Source organism: Streptomyces sp. CB02414 (assembly GCF_001905385.1).
Lineage (GTDB): Bacteria > Actinomycetota > Actinomycetes > Streptomycetales > Streptomycetaceae > Streptomyces.
Genome location: NZ_LIPF01000008.1, coordinates 101,405 through 121,864 on the forward strand (window position 1 = coordinate 101,405; position 20,460 = coordinate 121,864).

The following is a 20,460-nucleotide window of genomic DNA, read 5'->3' on the forward strand; positions in this document are numbered from 1 at the left end:
CGGCAGATCCGACGCGGCGGGGGCTTCGCTATTTTGTGGCCCCTTGGGCAAAGCCGTTGTAGATGTAGCGCTGGAGGAACAGGAAGACCACCAGCGTCGGCACGATGACGAGAACGGCTCCCGCGGAGATGTTCTCCCAGTGCGCCCCGAACGGCCCCTTGAACCGGAACAGGGCCGTCGACATGGTTCCGAGATCCTCTTTGGGCATGTAAAGGAACGGGATGTAGAAGTCGTTGTACGTGGTGATGCCCTTGATGATGACCACCGTCGCGATAGCCGGCTTCAGCAGCGGGAAGATGATCTTCCGATAGATGGTGAAGGAGTTGGCGCCGTCGAGCCGTGCGGCCTCGTCGAGGGACCTGGGGATTCCGCGGATGAACTGCAGGAAGATGTAGATGGCCACGATGTCCGTGCCCATGTACAACAGGATCGGGGCCCACCGGGTGTTGAACAGCCCGAAGCTGTTGACCACCTGGAAGGTGGCCACCTGCGTCGTCACGGCCGGCACCAGCGTGGCGATCAGGAAGAGAGCCATGACGAGCTTCTTGAAGCGGAAGTCGAAGCGGTCGATCGCGTACGCGGTCATCGAGCCGATGATCACCGTGCCGGTGATGGAGAACAGCAGGATGAAGGCCGTGTTGCCGAAAGCCTGCAGCATGTGACCGTCGTTGAAGGCCGTGGCGTAGTTGGAGAAGTTGAGCCAGTCGTCCGGCAGGGCCAGCGCGCCCTGGCCGTCGGAGATCTCCCCGTAGGACTTCAGCGAGGTCAGGAAGACCACGGCGAGCGGCAGCAGCACCACGAGTGAGGCGACGACCAGCGACAGGTACGTCAGGGCGGTGCTGACGCGCGGGCGGCGGCGCGTCTGCTCCTGCGCGCGGCGGGTCGGGGCGGTGAGGGTCATACGAGGTCCACCTTCTCGTCGGGCACGAGGCGGCGCTGGATCCAGGTGATCACCAGGATGATCGCCAGCAGCACCACCGCGCAGGCCGAGGCCAGGCCGGTCTTGTTGAACTGGAAGGCGTACTTCACCGTCTGGATGACGAACGTCGAGGTCTCCGTCGCACCGCCGGTCATGATGTAGGGGATCTCGAAGACGGAGAGGGAGCCGGAGATCGCCAGGATGACGCTCAGGCTCAGCACCGGCCGGATGCTCGGCGCGATGATGTGCCGGAACTGCTGCCAGCGGCTCGCGCCGTCCAACTGGGCGGCCTCGTAGAGTTCGCCGGGGATCGACTGGATCGCGCCGAGGAACAACACGAAGTTCAGGCCGGTGAAGCGCCACACGGACACGCCGGCCATGGACGTGTTGGCCGACTCGGGAGTGCCCAGCCAGGCGTGGTCGGTGCCGACGCCGAACCAGGACAGGACCGAGTCGAGCGTGCCGCCGTCCTGGAAGAAGTACAGGAAGACGAAGCCGATCGCGACGCCGTTGATCAGGTACGGGAAGAACAGGATGCCCTTGAACAGGTTCCTGAAGCGCAGGTCGAAGCTGAGGACGACGGCGAAGTACAGGGCGATGACGATCTGTACGGCGGACGCCGCCAGGTAGTAGAAGCTGACCGTGAACACCCGGAACAGTTCGGGGCGGGTGAAGATCTCGGTGTAGTTCTCCGCGCCGACGTAGTTGCGGTCGGGACTGACGCCGTCCCAGTCGGTGAAGCTGTAGTAGATCATGTTGCCCACCGGCACGTAGGTGAACGTGATCAGCAGGGCGAGGGGGGCCAGCAGGAACAGCCACGGGGTGAGTTTGCGCAGCGGCCGGTCGCGCCACGAGGCGTCGGCCCGTGCGCGATGCCGGGTGGGTTGCTTGCCGGTTGGGCCCGTCCCGGCGGCCGGGGTGGGCGGTGAAGCGGTGGAAGCGGTTCGGGTCATTGCGGAGCCAGGGCCTTTCGTCGTCCGCTGAGGGCACTGGGCGCCGGGTCCCGTTCTCCGGGGAGGCGGGGAGGGGACCCGGCGGGTGCGGGGTTCAGACGGGTGCCGGATTCAGGAGCCGACGGTCTGCCTGGCCTCGGACCAGCGCTTGTTCAGGTCGTCGAAGTAGCCCTCGAGTGTTCCGTCCGTGGCACCGCGGGCGATGTCGATGAGCTTCTTGCGGTAGTCCGGCTTGTTGAGTCCGATCTCGGAGGCGTTGTCGATGGCGTCGACCTCGGCCGTCCGTGCCGCGGAACGCTCAATCGTCTTGACATCGTTGTCAACATAGTCCTTGAGGGTCTCCGGCATCCCCTCGGACTTCAGGGCGGAGACGGCGCCCTCCTTGGCCGCGTAGCCGGACTTCTCGGTGAACCAGTCGATCCACGCCCGGGCGGCTTCCTTGTGGTCGGAGTGGATGTTCACGGCCTGCTGGTAGTCGGAGACCAGGGTGGAGCAGAACGTGCCGTCCTTCTGGGACGGGAGTGGCATGAAGCCGATGTCGTCGGGGTTCTCGCCGGCCTTCTCGGCCGCGTCCCGCATCTGGTTGATGGCCCAGGAGCCGAGCACCATGCTGCCCACCTTGCCCTTGGCCAGGAGGGTCTTGGAGCTCTCCCAGTTGGTGGTGGCCGGGTCCTTCTCCGACAGCTTCTGGTGGACGATGTCGTAGAGCAGGGTGTCAAGGGTGTTGAGGTCGTTGCCCTTGGCCCAAGGCTTGTCCATGTCGGCGAGCTTGTCGTGGCCTTGGATGTCGCAGCTGATGGAGCCGACGCTGTTGGTCCAGGGGCTCTCCAGCGGCCAGCCGTCCTTGAAGTTGGTGTAGTACGGGGTCGCCCCCGTCTTGTCCTTGACGGCCTTGAGGTCGGCGAGGAACTGGTCGGTGGTGGTGGGCCAGTCGGTGATCCCGGCCTTCTTCCACAACGCCTTGTTGTAGACCAGGCCGTTGGCGGTTCCGAAGGTGGCGATGCCGTAGGTCTTGCCGCCGACGTCGGTCTTGTCGGTGAAGCGGTAGGTGGGCTTCATCGAGGAGGTCTCGCCGAGCGGCGCGAAAAACTTGGGATAGTCGCCCTTGGCGACCGCCGACGGGATGAGCAGGACGTCGCCGTAGTCCTCCGTGTTCATGCGGATCTTCACCTCGCCCTCGTAGTCGGTGAGGCCCTCGAACTCGACCTTCACGTCGGGGTAGGTTCTGTTGAACTCGGCGGCGTACTTCTTCATCGTCCCGTCCTCTACAAGGTCGGTGCGATTGGTGAGCACGGTGATGTCCCCCGAGACGCCGTCCGGGTTCACCGGTGCGGCGGCGGTCTCGCCGGCGTCCGCGCTTCCCCCTCCGCTGCACCCCGCGACGGTCATCATCGCGGTGGCAAGCAGTGCGACGCTCAGCGTCCTCTTCCCCATGTGCCCAGCTCCTTTCCAAGGATTACGGCTCGGGCTCCGGTGGTGGTTGACGGCGACTATGTCAGGCACTCGTGAACCGGTAAAGCTGCCCAAACCTTCGCGATACTCAATCGTTACCTGAGGTGAGAGGCCGAGTCGGGCTATTGAGGCGCCAACTGTGCTTCGGCGTGGACTCCTGGCAAGGAAGGAGGGCTAGACCGGTTCACTTCTGTGGGGTTAGGTTGAGCCGCGTTCATACGACACCGGGCCCGTCCCGCCGAAGGAGCCGTACATGAAGGAAGTCCTCCCGCTCACCGAGGGCTGGAGCCTGAGCTACAGCGACAACCTGCTGCACGCCCAGGTCCCCGGCTGCGTCCACACCGATCTGCTCGCGGCCGGGCTGATCCCGGACCCCTTCCTCGGCGTCAACGAACCCGCTGTTGCCTGGGTCGGACAGCGGGCCTGGACCTACGCCCGCGACCTGCCGGGCTCCGACACCGCAGGGGAGGGGCACGAGCGGACCGACCTGGTCTTCGACGGACTCGACACCGCCGCGACCATCACGCTGGACGGCCGGGAGGTGGGCCGCACCCGGAACATGCACCGGCGCTACCGCTTCGACGTCACCGGCCGCCACGGGCGCCTAGAGGTGGACTTCGCCTCCGCCTACGACGAGGCGGCCTCGGTGCGGGCGCTGACGGGGGAGCGACCGAACGTCTACCCGGAGCCGTTCCAGTACATCCGCAAGATGGCCAGCAGCTTCGGCTGGGACTGGGGCCCGACCCTGGTGACCGCGGGCATCTGGCGCCCGGTCCGGCTGGAACGCTGGTCGACGGCCCGGCTGGCCGACGTACGCCCGCTGGTGACGGTCGAGGGCGGCACGGGCCGCGTCGAGATACGCGTCGAGATCGAGCGAACCGCGCAGGGGACGGCCCGCCCGCTCACCGTACGTGCCACCGTCGGGGACGGCCTGGCCGAGGCGCGCGGCGTGGTGGAGGGGACACACGCCGTACTGACGATGGAGGTGCCCGACGCCGCCCTCTGGTGGCCTCGCGGATACGGTGACCAGCCCCTGTACGACCTGGAACTCGAGCTCACCGAGGAAGCCGCGGGTCCGGGCGCCGAAGAGCGGCCCCTCGACTCCTGGCACCGGCGCATCGGCTTCCGGACCGTGGAACTGGACCGCTCGGCGGACGAGCACGGCACCGGCTTCACCCTCGTGGTCAACGGCGAACGGATTCTCGCGCGCGGGGTCAACTGGATTCCCGACGACGTGTTCCCGTCCCGGATCACCCCGGAGCGCTACCGCACGCGGCTGCGCCAGACGGCCGACGCGGGCGTGGACCTGGTGCGGATCTGGGGCGGCGGCATCTACGAGGACGACGCCTTCTACGACGCCTGCGACGAGATGGGCCTCATGGTCTGGCAGGACTTCCTCTTCGCCTGCGCCGCCTACCCCGAGGAGCAGCCGCTGCGCGGCGAGGTCGAGGCCGAGGCCCGCGACAACGTTGTCCGACTGATGCCCCACCCCTCGCTCGTGCTGTGGAACGGCAACAACGAGAACCTCTGGGGCTTTCGCGACTGGGACTGGGAGCCCGAGCTGCGCGGCGACTCCTGGGGCGGCGGCTACTACCTGGACCTGCTCCCGCGGATCGTCGCCGAACTCGACCCCACCCGCCCCTACACCGCCGGCAGCCCCTGGTCCGGCTCCTGGGACCACCACCCCAACGACCCGGCCCACGGCACGTATCACTCCTGGGAGGTCTGGAACCGCCGGGACTACGCCGAGTACCGCGACTCGGTGCCCCGCTTCGTGTCGGAGTTCGGCTGGCAGGCGCCGCCCGCCCTGGCGACCCTGCGACGCGCGCTGCCCGGCGAACGACTCGCGCCCGACTCGCCCGGCATGCTGCACCACCAGAAGGCCGAGGACGGCAACGGCAAGCTGAACCGGGGCGTGGCGCGCCACTTCGACCTGCCCGAGGGCGACTTCGACCGCTGGCACTACCTCACCCAAGTCGTGCAGGCCCGCGCGATCGCCACCGGGATCGAGCACTGGCGCTCGCACTGGCCCGTGTGCGCGGGCACCATCGTGTGGCAGATCAACGACTGCTGGCCGGTCAGCTCCTGGTCGGCCATCGACGGCGACGGCCGGCTCAAGCCGCTCTACCACGAGCTGCGCCGGGTCTACGCGGACCGGCTCCTCACGCTCCAGCCGGGCGACGGCGACGACGGCCTCGTACTCGCCGCCGTCAACCAGTCCGCCGAGCCCTGGCAGGCACGCATCACACTGCGACGCCTGCGGGCGGACGGCACCGAGGTGGCCGAGCACGTGCTCGACGTGACCGTCGCCGCCCGCGCGGTGCACCGCCGGACCGTGCCGCAGGACCTGGCCCCCGCCCAGGGGTCCACCAAGGAGCTCCTCGTCGCGGACAGCGAGGATCTGCGCAGCGTGCACCTGCCTGTGACGGACCGCGAGTTCGCCTATCCGGTCCCGCACTACGACGTGGCCGTGGAGTCCCCGATGGGTGCCGGGACGGGTAATGTCGAGGTCGTGGTAACCGCACACACCCTCGTACGCGACCTCCTCCTACAGGCCGACCGGCTCGGACCGGACGCCGTCTGCGACACCGGACTGCGCACCCTCCTCCCCGGCGAACAACTCCGCCTGCGGGTCACGGGCGCGACCGACACCGGGGCCAATGCCGTCCGGGCGGCGCTGTTCTGCGTGGAACCGGCGTGAGCGCACCGTCCGTACGCGTCACCATCAAGGACGTCGCCGCGGCCGCCGGCGTGTCCAAGGGTGCCGTGTCCCTGGCCTTCAACGACAAGCCGGGGGTGTCCGACGCCACCCGGGAGCGGATCTTCGCGGCGGCCCGGCAACTGGGCTGGGCCCCGAACTCCTCGGCCCGCAGCCTGTCGCGCCAGTCCGTCGACACCGTCGGCCTGGCGATCTGCCGGCCCGCCCGGCTGCTCGGCCTGGAGCCGTTCTACATGGAGTTCATCTCCGGCATCGAGAGCGTGCTGGCCGAGCGGGACTGCTCACTGCTGCTGCGCCTGGTCGGCTCGCTGGACGAGGAGATCGGGCTGCAGGAACGCTGGTGGCGGGAGCGGCAGGTAGGAGGCTCGATCCTGGTCGACTTCCACCACGAGGATCCACGGATCGCCCCGCTGCGGCGCATCGGCCTCCCTGCTGTGGCGGTCGGTCACCCGTCCCTCACGGGCGGATTCCCGTCGGTGTGGACCGACGACGACGCGGCCGTCGCCGAGGCGGTGCGCTACCTGGCGGTGCTGGGGCACCGACGCATCGCGCACGTGGGCGGTCCCCTGGGGCTCGGGCACAGCGCCATCCGGACGACCGCGTTCGAACGGACCATGAGCGAACTCGGCCTCGACGGCGGTCCGCACGTCGAGACGGCCTTCTCGGGAGAGGACGGCGCGCGGGCCACCCGCTCCCTGCTGCTGTCCGCCGAGCGCCCCACGGCGATCCTCTACGACAACGACATCATGGCGGTCGCCGGACTCGGTGTCGCCGCCGAGATGGGCGTCTCCGTGCCGGACGACCTGTCACTGCTGGCGTGGGACGACTCCCAGCTGTGCCGGCTCACACATCCGACGCTCTCGGCGATGAGTCACGACGTGCACGGCTTCGGTGCGCAGGTCGCGCGAGTGCTGTTCGAGGTACTGGCGGGCCACGACGTGACCTCCGGGCCCGTCGCGACGCCCTCGCTGGTTCCGCGGGCGTCGACCGCGCCGCCCCCGTCGTAGAGCGGCGGGCAGGGACGGTCCAGGGGCGCGGCGTCATGCCGCGCCCCTTCGCGTGTCACCGAGAGCTTCGCTGTGAAATGCCACCCGGACCGCGGTAGTTCCACAGGGAATTTCACCCAAGGGCACTGCAAGTGGGTACTGCAAATGAGAGCGAAGAGCTGCCCCGTGAGCCGCACTGCGACAACAGTGTCACGAAACCGGTTAAGCATTGGTTTCGTGAACGACGGGCGCTGCCGCCCCGCTCCGTTCTGCGAACTGTTGCCGGGCCGCCGCAGCCGCGCCGATGAGCCCGGCGTCCCGTGCCAGAGCGGCGGGACGCACCTTGAGATCACGCACGAAGTCGAGGACCGCGAATGCGCGCAGATGGCGGCGCAGGGGCGTGAACAGCGTCTCGCCCGCCTGTGCGACACCGCCCCCGATGACCGCGACCTCGATCTCCAGCAGCGCCGCGCTGCCCGCGATCGCGGCGGCCAGCGCCCGGGCCGAACGGTCGTAGGCAGCCAGGGCACGCTCGTCGCCCTCGCGTGCGGACGCGGCGACCGCGGCGGCCGAGGGCTGCGAACCCGGCCCCGGCGACCAGCCCGTCTGCACGGCGTAACGGGTGATGGCGGTACCGCTGGCGTACCCCTCGACACATCCCCGCGCCCCGCAGGCGCAGGGCGGTCCGTCGATGCCGACGGAGATGTGGCCTATGTGCCCGGCGTTGCCCGAAGGGCCGGGATGCAGTCGGCCGCCCAGGACGTATCCGCCTCCGACGCCGGTCGAGACGACCATGCACAGGGCGTTGTCCACGCCCCGAGCAGCCCCCAGCCAGTGTTCGGCAGCGGCCATGGCCACGGCGTCCCCGAGCAGGACCGGTTCGAGGCCGGTGAGGAGCAGTGGATGGGCGCGCACGCTCTCGACGAGGGGGAAGTCCCGCCAGGCGGGAATGTTCACGGGGCTGACCGTGCCGGCCGCTGTGTCGACGGGGCCCGCGCTGGCGACGCCCACACCACGCACGGTGCCCCAGGCCGGGGCGGCCGACAGGGTGTCGATCACGGCGTCGATCGTCCGTGCCATGCGTTGGGCGGACTCCCTCGCGGGCGTGGGGAGTTCGGCTCGGTGGACGACGGACCCCCCTTCGTCCACCAGCGCTCCCGCGATCTTTGTCCCTCCGATGTCCAGGGCGGCGTACACCGATGTGGTCCTTTCTCCAGTCGGTCACCGGAAACCTCGAAGCAGGATGTGGACGCGATGAGGAAACCAATGATGCGACAACGTTGTCATTGCAGAGAAGCGAACGAATTCTGGGCGATCGCGCTGTGCTCGTCCGGGAGCAGGCCCACGGTGGCCACGAACAGCGTTCCTTCGCCCTCGACCAGGACTTCCTCGTCCGAAGCGGGAAGGAAGCAGGAGGCGCCGGGGCCGAGGCGCAGCGGCTCGGAGTACCCGGTCCTCGTGCTCAGTCGGGTCGATCCGTCCGCACAGAAGGCGATGCGGGGGCCGGACGCGGGTACGAGGGGCCCGCTGGAGCCGTCGAGTTCGGTCCTGTAGAGCGCGAACTCCGCCACCGGGCAGTCGTACAGCCAGGTTGGACCCGGCCCCGGGACGCTCCTGGGCACGACCACCGGCACGCGCACCGTCGGGTCGGTGATCCGTAGCAGCTCCGGCACGTTCACCTCCTTGGTCGTCAGTCCCGCGCGCAGCACGTTGTCCGAGTTGGCGAGCAGCTCCAGGCCGACCCCGTGCACGTAGGCGTGCAGTCCGCCCGCCGGCATGAACAGGGCGGTGCCCGGCTCCAGAACCCGGTGGTCCAGCAACAGGGAAGCCACCAGGCCGAGGTCTTCGGGATGATGCCCTGACATGCGTTCCACCGCCGCGTACGCGGCCGCATGAGGGTGCGCGGACCGCGCCAGGCGGCGGCTCGACGCCACGACGGCGGAAGCCAGCGGCGCGCGATCGTCCGGCGCCCGTTCGAGCAGGGCGCGCAGGGCCTCGGAGAGGGCTTGCTCACCGGTGCCGGCTCGCAGTAGTCCGATCACCGGGCGAAGGCCGTCGACCCCGAGGTTCTCCAGGAGGTGTGCGGCCTCCTCGCGGTCGCGGAATCCGGCCAGGACCTCGAAGCGGCTGAGCGCGTAGAGCAGTTCGGGCTTGGGCCAGTCGTCCGCGTAGGGGCCGTGACCGCCGTGGGCCTGCTGGGCGGCGAACGCCGAGCGGGCCTGGTCCCGGCCCGGATGCACCTGGATGGACAGCGGCTGCTCGGCGGCCAGCACCTTCAGCAGGAACGGCAGCCTGCCTCCGAACGTCCGGGCGCAGGCGCCCCCCAGCTCCCCGTCCGGATCGCCGGCCACGGCGTCCAGGAGTGTCGTGGCCCGTCCGTCGCGGGTCAACCCCGCGGGGCCGGACGGATGCGCGCCCATCCACAACTCCGCCTCCGGCCCGGCCGACGGGGTGTCCCTCCCCTGCAGCCGGGCCAATGCGTCGCGTGAACCCCATGCGTATGGCTTGATGATCGGTTGAAGTAGATCCACGGTCGTACGTTAACCGTGTCTGAACAGATTCCGTGAGCTGCCCGGGTCCCGTTATTGAACCGGTATAGTTGGTCCGGTCGGCTTTCCGTCACACTGACGAGCAGGCTGTTCCATTCAGCGTGAAGGAGTCCGGAACGCCGTTCGTGCCGACTTGCGAGGCGCCGCTGAACCCGAAGTTCACGGTCGCTCCGGATGCGATGGACGTGTTGTAGCCCGAGGGATGGGTCACGGTTACGCTGCGACCGTCCTGGATGCGGGTGGCGTTCCAGATCTGCGTGACGGACTGGCCGCCGGGGAAGGTGAACGACAGCTCCCACCCGTCGACCGCCGTGCTGCCGGTGTTGTGGATCGTGACGTCCGCGTTGAAGGTGGTTCCCCAGTCCGACAGCCGGTAGTCGACCCGGCACGGTGTGCCGGTCGTGGGGGACGCGGTGGGTGTGCCGGTCGGGTCCGGTGTGGTGGTCGGCTCGGGGGTCGTCGTCGGCTCTCCGGTGGAGGGCGAGGAGGTCGGGGTGCCGGTCGGGGAGGTGTGACCGCTCTTGGCGGCCATGCGGGCGGAGTGGGCGCGGAACACGTCGAGTTCCGGATCGCCCTGGGTGACGCCGAACTTCCCGTCGATCTCGCGGTCCTGGTACCACCAGAAGGCGCTGCCGTCACCGCCGGCCGCCTCGAAGTCGGCGTAGATCTCGCTCCACCAGGCCGCCCGGTCGACGTTGTGGACGTTGAACTCGCCCATGAAGAAGGGCTTGCCGACCTTCTCGTGCGAGTCGGTGATCCAGGCCCGGACCAGTTCCTTCGTCTCGTCCAGGGACAGGTCGGCCCAGTATTCGGTCGGGTAGGGATGCGCCGAGGTGAAGTCCAGGTAGGGCGACTGCTGGAGGTGGACGAAGGGGTTGCCCTCGTCGCCGCCGAAGCCGTACTGCGTGCCGTGTCCCTCGATGCCGCCGCCGAGCAGGTGGTTGGGGTCGATCTCCTTGACGAAGGCCCCCATCTCGTCGACCCAGGCTCGCAGTGTGGTCCCCTCGACGTTCTCCTCGTCGCTCTGGCCTTCGTAACGCGGCTCGTTCATCAGGTCCCAGGCGAAGATGGTCGGGTCGTCCTTGTACTTGACACCGCTGTAGTGGTTCGTCCGGTTGAGGGCGTGGCTCACGTAGTTCTTGTAGGACGTGAAGCATCCCGGGCAGCGGTCCTTGTCGAAGAACGCGGCACGGGCGGGCTGCCCACCGGACAGTCCCTCCCAGCCCAGGCGCGTGTCGATGCCGCCGTATGCCTCCCAGTAGTTCTCGAAGACCGGCATGAGGCGCAGCCCGTGCGTCCTGGCGGACTCGATGACGTAGTCGAAGAGCGCGAACTGCTGCTCGTCGTAGACGCCTTCGGACTTCTCGAAGCCGTGCCAGCTCTCGTGGCTGAACATCCACAGCCTGACGACGTCGACACCGTCGTCGCGCATGCGTGCCATGTGGGCGTCGATGCGTTCCTTGTCCATGTACTGCGTCTCGGTGTCGCCGGAGCCCGAGCCGAAGGTGAACAGGTCGTAGGCGTTGGCGCCGGCGACGTAGTACTCCTCGCCGTCGAGGCAGAAGCGGATCCCGCAGCGCGTGACGAAGGAGTCCTCGGCTGCGGCCGAGGCCGGGGGCGGGCGCATGAGCGACAGACACGCGCCCGCCAACGCGGCCACGAGCAGGAGCACCAGAGGCGTCACATACCGTCTGGATGAGGGGAGGGGGTGAGCATGCATAGCGGCTCTCTCGTTCGGAGGTGACTTGCATGTACCGGTTAACCGGGGAGGAACGTAGGGGCGTCTACTTCGACTGTCAATCAATCGCGCAGAGTGCGTTCTTGCTGGTAACTGCCCACTCGTGACCGTCTCTTGGTGCTGGGCAGCGCGTTTAGCGGTTTAGTACGCCAGAGCTTCTGGACTTGCTGAGGCGAATCTTGAACGGTCTATTGACATGGATGGAACATCCGGTGCCTCATGGTGTGGCGCTGGGTGGTCCGCAGCCCCTCCGGCTGCCTCGTCGTCCCCGTCACGCCGCTAGTCCGGCGCCTGCTCCGCAACCCCCGACGCCTGTGAGGGCCTGTGTCGGGCGGCCCCTCCCGCCGTCTGACATCGTTGTCATCCGCATGCGCCGGCACCGCGTTCAGCGCACCCGGTCAGGTGCCGTCACCCCGTCCCACTCACCCCCGAGGAGACACATGCGAAAGCCAGGAAGCACACTCATCACGACGGCGGGGATGGCGTTCGCCGCCGTCCTCGGCCTGCTGCTCTCACTCGCCGGGCCGTCAACCGGCAAGGCGGAGGCGGCGGACGGCGGTATCCACGTCAGCGACGGACGCGTCGTCGAGGGCAACGGCAACGCATTCGTCATGCGCGGCGTCAACCACGCCTACACCTGGTACCCCGAGCAGACCAGCTCCATCGCCGACATCGCGGCCAAGGGTGCCAACACCGTCCGCGTCGTGCTCGGCAGTGGCGGCCGCTGGACGAAGACGAACGCGTCCCAAGTCTCCACGCTCATCGAGCAGTGCAAGGAGAACAAGGTCATCTGCGTCTTGGAGGTGCACGACACGACCGGGTACGGCGAGGACGGCGCCGCGACCAGCCTGGACCAGGCGGCCGACTACTGGATCAGCGTGAAGAGCGCGCTGGAGGGCCAGGAGGACTACGTCGTCGTCAACATCGGCAACGAACCCTTCGGCAACACGAACTACACCGCGTGGACCGACGCCACCAAGGCGGCCATCACCAAGCTCCGCGGCGCCGGCATCGACCACGCCCTCATGGTCGACGCACCCAACTGGGGCCAGGACTGGTCCGGCACGATGCGGTCCAACGCGGCCTCGGTCTTCGCCTCCGACCCCGACCGCAACACCATCTTCTCCATCCACATGTACGGGGTCTACGACACCGCCGCCGAGGTACAGGACTACCTCAACGCCTTCGTCGACAACGGACTCCCCATCGTCGTCGGCGAGTTCGGCGACCAGCACAGCGACGGCAACCCCGACGAGGACGCCATCATGGCGACGGCCCAGTCCCTCGGTATCGGCTACATCGGCTGGTCCTGGAGCGGCAACGGCAGCGGGGTCGAGTACCTCGACATGGTCAACGGCTTCGACCCGAACTCGCTGACCAGCTGGGGTGACCGCTTCTTCAACGGCAGCAACGGCATCGCCGCCACGTCCAAGACGGCCACCGTCTACGGCGGCGGTGACGACGGCAGCACGGGCGGCACCGCTCCCAACGGCTACCCGTACTGCGTGAACGGCAGCGCCTCCGACCCGGACGGCGACGGGTGGGGCTGGGAGAACAGCCGCTCGTGCGTGGTCCCGGGCGGGCTCGCGCCCAACGGGTACTCGTACTGCGCCAACGGCAGCGCCTCGGATCCCGACGGTGACGGGTGGGGCTGGGAGAACAGCCGGTCCTGTGTCGTCCGGGGCGGCGCGGCGGATCGCTGACTGGCGGATGCGGTAGTGCCCCGCCCAGGGGAAGTCCCAGGGGGCGGGGCATTCGGCCGTACGGTGACGCCAGGCGTTGGCCACGGACGTGAGATTCCGAATTCGGGCCGCCTGGGTGCCGCTTCGTCCAGCGCGACCAGGTGCCTCGGCATCCCTTGAGTCAGGTGACGACTCCGGCAGTGATCTCGTCGTCTACCTTCACTCAGCGCAGAGCGTCGGGGATGGTGCGCGATGCGCGGGCCGACACCCTCCAGCGCGTGAACATCTTGCTCAGACATCTCCGCCTGCATGGGGGCGCCGCACGGTTTCAACCAGTCCTCGCGGTCCGACGTGAGCACCCGAACCGGGCTCGGGCGAGCGGAGCGCCTTCGCGGCGACGGGTGCATGGACGGCGCATGTGGGGCCGTGCGGCCACGGCCAGGCTGTCCGCCTCAGACGCCATTCAGTTGGAACGCCTCGGAGGTGGGTGCCTTCGATGCTGCGATGAAGGGCGACCGCCTGTTCGCGCTGCTGCTGTCCGTGATGGGGCTCCGTCCGGCGGGGGGTCTGCTGCCTGCGGTGGTCGGACATCGACCTGGACGCTGCCACGCTCAGCATCGCCAACACCCGGACCATGATGGGGCGCCGCACGGTGGTGGAGAAGGACACGAAGAGCATGGCGGGGGAGCGTATGTTGCCGCTCCCGAGCCTCGTACGGGAGGCGCTGAAAAGGTTCCGCGCCACGCAGGCAGTGGGTGAGGGGTGCGAGTGCGGCGGGTATGCGCTCGTGGATGAACTTGGGTGCGTGCTGAAAGGTCGGCAGCTCCGAACGTGGGCCTACAAAGTATTGGACGCAAACGGCCTTCGCGGGTCCGTTTGTACGATGCTCGGCCGGCTGGCCTCATGTACCTCGCCAACAACGGGGTGCCGGATCACCTGCTCGCCAGGTGGGGAGTGGCGACGCTGTTGCCTGCGAGGTTGGTCAGCCGGTCATCGCCCGCTGGGAAAGGGCCCTCGACACCGTGCACGTCAACCAGATACTCCGCGCCGCAAACCCCTCCCGCCGCCCGACAAGGAGCAGGCCACCGGTCTTGCGGCGGTGCCCCGTGTTCGCCGGGCACAAGGTGTTGGGTGAGGTATGCGCGCAACATGGCCGACACGGCGGCGGCTACCGCAGTGGAGGCAAACGGCAAGAGTCCTCTTCCGGTGAGTTAGCCACCGGGTGCTGATCACGGAGTAGGTGCCGCAGCCGGTGAGATCACCACCTCGCTTGACGCCTCTCCGTCAAGACCGGTCAGGAGCGGACGAATGGCAACGCCTTGTCAGCTCGCCCAATCAGGTTGAGTACCGATTCGGCCGAAGCCATCCGGAAATGATCGAGTCATGCCGCTGTACCGGCATCGATGGGACGGTTGTGCAGTGCCATCCCGGACGGGGTCTGACTCGTGAGATTTTTGACCGAAGTGTCCAGTCACAGGCATGTCGGCCATCGTTGCGGGATGCTGCCTGCCACCGAGCCAGAGGGCGTGTCCCTATAGGGGCCTTGCCGATCAGGCGCCATCACGGTTCAGACCGCCCGAGCAGGCCGGTGCCGTCCACCCTGCATCTCACATAGCGGGAGGCGAACCATTATGACGACCCGGCAACGCAGCACTTTCTCGAGCACGGATCCTCCCGTTCGGCGCGAGGTCGTCCTGGGCGTGTACACCCACGGCGAAGTCCATGTCGCGGCCGTGATCTCTCCGCTGGGAAAGATCCTGGGCACCGAGTCCTTCCCGGCGACGGCGGCCGGCTACCGTCAGCTGCTCGTCTGGGCCCGCAAGCGGGGCACGGTGCGCCGGGCCGGCGTGGAGGGCACCGGCACCTTCGGTGCGGGTCTGTCCCGCTACCTGCTGGCCCAGCACGTCCAGGTGTTTGAAGTGAATCGGCCCAACCGCACAGCCCGCCGTCTGCTGGGGAAGTCGGACCCGCTCGATGCGCAGGCTGCCGCACGGGCCGTGCTCAGTGGTCGCGCCCGGGCCTGGGCGAAATCCGGCGACGGTCCGGTGCACAGCGCCCGGATCTACAAACTTGCCAAGGACTCCGCGGTCAAGGCCCGCACCCAGGCGATCAACCAGCTCAAGGCCGTCCTGGTCATCGCCGACCCCACCCTCCGGGAACGGCTGTCCAGCCTGGGCAACGCCGAGCTGTTCCGCACCTGCGCGACCCTCGGCGCGACCGCCGGAGGGGGAGACGAGGACGCGGTAGCCGAGGCCACCCACATGACGCTGCGCATGCTCGCCGAACGCATCGAACAGCTCACCGGCCAGATCAATGAGCTCAACCAACGCCTGACCCGGCTCGTCGAACGTCACGCCCCACAGCTGCTCGTGCCGGTAGGCATCGGTCCGGACAGCGCCGTCACTCTCCTGATCACTGGGGGACAATCCCGAGCGGCTGAACACGGAGGCGTCCTTTGCTGCCCTTTGCGGAGTCAGCCCCATCGAGTACTCCTCCGGGCGTCGGAGAACGCGCCGGCTCAACTACGGCGGCGACCGGCAGGCCAACGCCGCCCTGCACCGCATTGTCTTCACCCGCCTGCGCCACGACCCGCGCACCCAGCGTATTACGAACGCCGCACCCAGGAGGGCAAGACCCGACGTGAGATCATCCGATGCCTCAAGCGATATACAGCCCGAGAGGACTTCAACCTGGTCAGACCGGTTTCCCACACCCCTGCGTTATAGGGGCGTCCGTGAAACTTGAGATCCCACAACAGGGGTGGGCCGCCGTAGTTCGTGTCCTTTGACAGCGAAGTTAGTCGTGTGTGGCCTTCTGACCTGGGCCGACTAGGTCGGATGTCAAACCGTAGTGGTCTACCTCGGAGTTGGCGCCACTAGGCGCTCCGCGTCGAGAATGGGGCGCTGCAGTGGCGGCGCGCCCTGCGGGGAGTGGCGTGGGCAATGAGGCGGAGCGGTAGGCGACTGCTCGGGCCGCCGCGTCGTGTCGGGTGGGCCGATTGTCGGGTCCGTGGTGTGGTGCAGTCCGGTGGATGGGGCCGGGGCGTTGGGACAGGGGCAGGCCGCTGGTGCCGTTGGTGTGGGCGATGATCTCCGCGGTGATGGACACGGCGGTCTCCTCGGGGGTACGCGCCCCGAGGTCGAGACCGATCGGCGAGTGGAGTGCGGTCAGCTGTTCTGCCGTGATGCCAGCCTCGTCCAGGAGGCGCAGGCGCTCGCTGTGGGTGTGGCGGGAGCCCATGGCGCCGACGTAGCCGGCGGGCAGGGCGAGAGCCAGTCGCAGCAGGGGGATGTCGAACTTGGCGTCGTGGGTGAGGACGCAGATGGCGGTGCGGGTGTCGACGGCGGTCTGCGCCAGGTAGCGGTGGGGCCAGTCGACGACGACCTCGTCCGCGTGCGGGAACCGGGCGGCAGTGGCGAACATGGGCCGGGCATCGCAAACGGTGACCCGGTATCCGAGGAAACGACCGGCCTGGGCGAGGGCGGCGGCGAAGTCGACGGCGCCGAAGATGAGCAGGCGCGGCCGGGCGGCCGCCACGTGCACCAGGACGGTCAGCTGCTCGGGGCAGGTCGCGGCGTCACCGCCGAGACGGTCGGCAGCCGTACGCCCGGCCCGCAGCAGCGCCCGGGCGTGGTCGGTCACGACGCGGCTGGTGTCCGCGTCCAGGTCGGTGCCGGTCAGGCGGCCGTCGCTGTCCAGAACGAGGAGGCCGCCGAGGATGTGCGCGGGGCCGTTCACGACCTGTGCCACGGCGGTGGGTCCACCGTTCGCCGCGTCGGCGAGGGCGGTGGCTAGGTACGGCTGTGCGGCCGGGTCGATGCGCTGCACGTGGACGTCGAGTTGACCGCCGCAGGTCAGGCCGACGGCGAAGGCGTCCTCGTCGGAGTAGCCGAACCGGGCCTGCTGCGGAGCCGTGCGGTCCTCGAGGATCTGTCGGCACAGCTCGTACACGGCGCCTTCGACGCATCCGCCGGAGATGCTGCCGACGGCCGTGCCGTCTTCGCCGACCGCGACCGAGGTTCCGACGGGCAGGGGCGCGCTGCCGGTGACACCGACGATCGTGGCCAGGGCGAAGGGGCGGTGCTCACGGCACCAGTGGTGCAGTGGGGCCGCGATGTTCAGCATGGGCTCTCTCCGCAGGTGAAGCACGGTGATTGGACGAGGTGGGTAGGCCGCCGCCGTCCGACGGGGGACGGAGCGGCGGCGCCCGGCGATCCGGCAGACGCTGTGTGACTGGGTGTCTGCCGGACGGATCGGCGTGCACCGCGGGGTGCACGGGTTACAGGAGTGCTTCGGCGGTGATGGGGAGTTGGCGTACACGGTGGCCGGTGGCGTTGAAAACGGCGTTGGCGATGGCAGGCGCGACGCCGACGTGGACGACTTCGCCGAGGCCCTTGACGCCGAGCGGGTCGGCTTCGCGGTCCTCGCCGTCGAGGTAGATGGCTTGGATGTCGGGGACGTCGGCGTTGACGGGCACGAGGTAGTCGGCCAGGTTCGCGTTCACGATCCGGCCATCGCGGTGGTCGGTGACGGTGTGTTCCAGCAGGGCGGTGCCGATGCCACCGGTGATGCCACCGATCGCCTGGCTCTCGGCGAGCTTGGGGCTGATGATGCGGCCCGCGTCGTACACGCCGAGCATGCGCCGCACCCGCACCAGTCCGAGGGTGGCGTCGACGGCGACTTCGGCGAAGGTGGCGTTGTAGGCGTAGAAGGAGTGCCGCTCCTTCGCCGCGGGCCCGGCGTACGCGCCGTCTGCTTCCAGGTGGGAACGCCTGTTCCGGGTCAGCAGACTCTTGTACGTCTCGCCGCGCGCCGGGTTGTCCTTGGTGTGCAGCCGCCCGCCCCGTACGACGATGTCCTCGGCATCCACTCCGTAGAGGGGTGACTGGCGGTCTTCGACGGCCAGTTTGATGGCCTGGCGGCGGACCTGGTTGCAGCCGTCGAGGACGGCGGAACCGACGCTCGCCATGGTCATCGATCCGCCGTGCGGTGGGGTCGGCGGGAAGAGGGAGTCGCCGAGGCGGAAGGTGACGGTGCGCATGGTCAGGCCGAGGGCGTCGGCGGCGACCTGGGTCTGGGAGGTGTAGGTGCCCGGTCCCATGTCGCTGGCGGCGGCGTCGACCACCGCGGTGCCGTCCGCGTTCAGACGGATGCGGGCCTGGGCGGGCATGCGGGCGGTGTCGTAGACGCCGGCGGCCATGCCCATGCCGATCAGCCAGTCACCCTCGCGGCGCGAGCGGGGCTTGGCTCGGCGCTGGTCCCAGCCGAACTGGCGGGCGCCGGTGGTGTAGCACTCGCGCAGCCGGCGGGTGGAGAAGGGCAGGTTCTTGGACTCGTCCTCGGACGGTTCGTTGCGGCGGCGCAGCTCGATCGGGTCGATGCCGAGCTTGGCGGCGAGTTCGTCCATGGCCGATTCGATGACGAACGAGGCGGTGGCGAAGCCGGGGCCGCGCATGTAGAGCGGGGTGTTCACATCCAGCGGCACCGTCCGGTACGCCTGGCAGACGTTCGGGGTGCTGTAGAGCATCTGTCCTGGCATCAGGATGGATTCGGTGAACGTCTCGTACGAGGAGGTCTCGGCGTCCATCTCGTGGGCCATCGCTGTCAGGCGGCCCTGCCGGTTGCTGCCCAGCTTCAGCCGGTATTCGTAGGAGGGGCGGAAGCCGGTGTTGAAGTACTGCTGCTTGCGCTTGAGGACGAGTTTGACCGGGCGTCGTGTTTCCCGGGCGGCCAGGGCGGCGATGATGGTGTGGGGCCAGCAGCGCAGTCCGCTGCCGAACGCGCCGCCGACGTACGGGGAGATCACGCGCACGGAGTCGGCGGGCAGGCCGAAGACGGTGGACAGTTCGGTCTGCGTGCCGACCACCCACTGGGTCTTGTCCCACACGGTCAGATTGTTGCCGCTCCAGTGGGCGATGGTTGCGTGCGGCTCCATCGCGTTGTGGTGGTTGCGCGCCATCTGATAGGTCGCATCGATCCGCACGGGCGCCGAGCGCAGGGCCGCCGCCGCGTCACCGCGTGCGTACTTGGTCGGCTTGTCCGCCTTCGCCTTCGTCAGGTCGGTGGACGGCTTCTGGGCGTCGTAGGCGACCTTGACCAGGCTTGCGCCGTGCTGCGCGGCCTCCAGGGTGGTGGCGACGACGACGGCGATGGGCTGGCCGTGGAAGAGGACCTTGTCGTCCTGGAAGACCCGCAGTCTGCGCCCGCCGGGCGGGTTGTTCGAGGCGGGGTTGTCCTTGTAGGGGAGTTTCGGCGCGTTGCCGTGGTGGATCACCGCCAGCATGCCCGGCTGGGCCAGGGCGTCACGGGTGTCGATGGAGGTGATGCGGCCACGGCCGATGCTCGCGTCGACGATGACCGCGTGGACGACGCCCTTGATGTCGTGCTCGGCGGCGTAGGGGGCTTTGCCGGTGACCTTGAGCCGTCCCTCCACGCGGGAGAGCGGGGCGCCGACGGCTGCCTGTGGCTGGGGGCTCACTTCGTACCTCCTACGATGCGCAGCTGGCGTTCGACGGTCCGCTTCAGCAGGTCGGTCTTGAACCGGTTGTGGGCCAGTGGGCGGGCCCCGTCCGCGGCCTTCTCGGCGGCGGCGGCCCACAGTGAGGGGGAGGGGCGTTCGCCGAGGAGGTGCTGTTCGACGGCGGGCAGTTTCCATGGGACGGTGCCCACGCCGCCGGCCGCGACCTTGGCCTCGCGGATCACTCCGCCGCGCACGTGCAGGGCGACGGCGGCCGACGTCAGGGCGAACTCGTAGGACTGCCGGTCACGGACCTTCAGATACCCGGACCTGAGCGGGCGGGGCAGAGCGGGTATCTCCACTGCGGTGATCAACTCGCCGCTCTCGAGTGCCTGTTCCCGGTTCGGGGTCGAGCCGGGGCGCAGCAGGAAGTCGGCGAACGGGATCTGCCGTTGCCCGTCGGCGCCCAGCACATGAACCTGGGCTTCCAGGGCGGCGAACGCCACCGCCACGTCGGAGGAATGGGTCGCCACGCAGGCATCCGAGGTGCCGAGGATGGCATGGGAGCGGTTGTAGCCCTCGCGGGCGGCGCAGCCCGAAGCCGGGTCGCGCTTGTTGCAGTTGGCGGTCACGTCGCGGAAGTAGGTGCAGCGGGTGCGCTGCATGATGTTCCCGCCGATGGTGGCCATGTTCCGCAGCTGCGCCGACGCGCTCAGCTCCAGCGCCTGGGAGACGACCGGGAAGAGGCTGCGCACCTTGGGGTGGGCGGCCGCTGCGGACATGGTGACCAGGGCGCCGATGCGCAGGCCGCCGCGTTCGGTGGCGGTGACCTCGTCCAGCGGCAGGCCGCGTATGTCAACCAGCATCTCGGGGCGCTCGACGGTCTCGCGCATCAGGTCGACCAGGGTGGTGCCGCCGGCGATGTAGCGGCCTCCGCGACGGCCCGCGGCGAGGGCCTCTTCCGTGTCGGAGACACGGGTGTAGTCAAAGGGATACATGATGCGG

The 20,460-nt window shown here is 68.7% G+C and carries 12 protein-coding genes and 1 pseudogene; 4 read left to right on the top strand and 9 right to left on the bottom strand.

Annotated features, from left to right (window positions below):
• Window positions 1-28: 28 nt before the first annotated feature.
• The 3 genes from AMK11_RS25695 to AMK11_RS25705 all read right to left on the bottom strand — a co-directional run bounded on the left by AMK11_RS25695 (window position 29) and on the right by AMK11_RS25705 (window position 3,306).
• Window positions 29-901, bottom strand: coding sequence for a carbohydrate ABC transporter permease (locus AMK11_RS25695; RefSeq protein ID WP_073730436.1), 873 nt, complete (start codon window positions 899-901; stop codon window positions 29-31).
• Window positions 898-1,872: a carbohydrate ABC transporter permease gene (locus tag AMK11_RS25700; protein WP_073730437.1), complete on the bottom strand. Its 975-nt coding sequence runs from the start codon at window positions 1,870-1,872 to the stop codon at window positions 898-900. Before AMK11_RS25700 ends, AMK11_RS25695 begins: the two co-directional genes overlap by 4 nt.
• Window positions 1,873-1,983: 111 nt before the next feature.
• Entirely contained in the window at window positions 1,984-3,306 is a 1,323-nt protein-coding gene (locus AMK11_RS25705; protein ID WP_073730438.1) for an ABC transporter substrate-binding protein, read from the bottom strand.
• Between the two features lie 271 nt (window positions 3,307-3,577).
• On the opposite strand from AMK11_RS25705, the gene AMK11_RS25710 reads away from it, so the two are divergent.
• Window positions 3,578-6,025, top strand: coding sequence for a glycoside hydrolase family 2 protein (locus AMK11_RS25710; RefSeq protein WP_073730439.1), 2,448 nt, complete (start codon window positions 3,578-3,580; stop codon window positions 6,023-6,025).
• Window positions 6,022-7,050, top strand: coding sequence for a LacI family DNA-binding transcriptional regulator (locus tag AMK11_RS25715; RefSeq protein WP_073730440.1), 1,029 nt, complete (start codon window positions 6,022-6,024; stop codon window positions 7,048-7,050). Before AMK11_RS25710 ends, AMK11_RS25715 begins: the two co-directional genes overlap by 4 nt.
• A gap of 201 nt (window positions 7,051-7,251) precedes the next feature.
• Here AMK11_RS25715 and AMK11_RS25720 read toward each other — a convergent pair whose 3' ends face one another.
• The 3 genes from AMK11_RS25720 to AMK11_RS25730 form a co-directional block, all read right to left on the bottom strand.
• Window positions 7,252-8,226, bottom strand: a complete 975-nt coding sequence (locus AMK11_RS25720; RefSeq protein WP_073730441.1) for an ROK family protein — start codon at window positions 8,224-8,226, stop codon at window positions 7,252-7,254.
• Between the two features lie 86 nt (window positions 8,227-8,312).
• Window positions 8,313-9,560 carry a mannose-6-phosphate isomerase, class I gene (gene manA, locus AMK11_RS25725; protein ID WP_073730442.1) on the bottom strand — a complete coding sequence of 416 codons (1,248 nt, stop codon included), beginning with the start codon at window positions 9,558-9,560 and terminating at the stop codon, window positions 8,313-8,315.
• A gap of 88 nt (window positions 9,561-9,648) precedes the next feature.
• Complete coding sequence (locus tag AMK11_RS25730) at window positions 9,649-11,262, bottom strand: cellulose binding domain-containing protein (RefSeq protein ID WP_158070999.1); 1,614 nt, start codon at window positions 11,260-11,262, stop codon at window positions 9,649-9,651.
• Window positions 11,263-11,756: 494 nt separating this feature from the next.
• On the opposite strand from AMK11_RS25730, the gene AMK11_RS25735 reads away from it, so the two are divergent.
• Together AMK11_RS25735 and AMK11_RS39260 are read left to right on the top strand one after the other, a co-directional pair.
• Window positions 11,757-13,019, top strand: coding sequence for a cellulase family glycosylhydrolase (locus AMK11_RS25735; protein WP_073730444.1), 1,263 nt, complete (start codon window positions 11,757-11,759; stop codon window positions 13,017-13,019).
• A gap of 1,610 nt (window positions 13,020-14,629) precedes the next feature.
• Window positions 14,630-15,724: pseudogene (locus AMK11_RS39260) on the top strand (IS110 family transposase).
• 70 nt (window positions 15,725-15,794) lie between these two features.
• Here the strand turns inward: AMK11_RS39260 and AMK11_RS25745 are convergent.
• From AMK11_RS25745 to AMK11_RS25755, 3 genes are all read right to left on the bottom strand, one after another.
• Window positions 15,795-17,123, bottom strand: a complete 1,329-nt coding sequence (locus AMK11_RS25745; protein ID WP_079187704.1) for an XdhC family protein — start codon at window positions 17,121-17,123, stop codon at window positions 15,795-15,797.
• Between the two features lie 154 nt (window positions 17,124-17,277).
• Complete coding sequence (locus AMK11_RS25750; protein ID WP_073730445.1) at window positions 17,278-19,476, bottom strand: xanthine dehydrogenase family protein molybdopterin-binding subunit; 2,199 nt, start codon at window positions 19,474-19,476, stop codon at window positions 17,278-17,280.
• A complete protein-coding gene (locus tag AMK11_RS25755; RefSeq protein WP_073730446.1) occupies window positions 19,473-20,453 on the bottom strand; it encodes an FAD binding domain-containing protein in 981 nt (326 codons plus the stop codon). Before AMK11_RS25755 ends, AMK11_RS25750 begins: the two co-directional genes overlap by 4 nt.
• Between the last annotated feature and the right edge of the window lie 7 nt (window positions 20,454-20,460).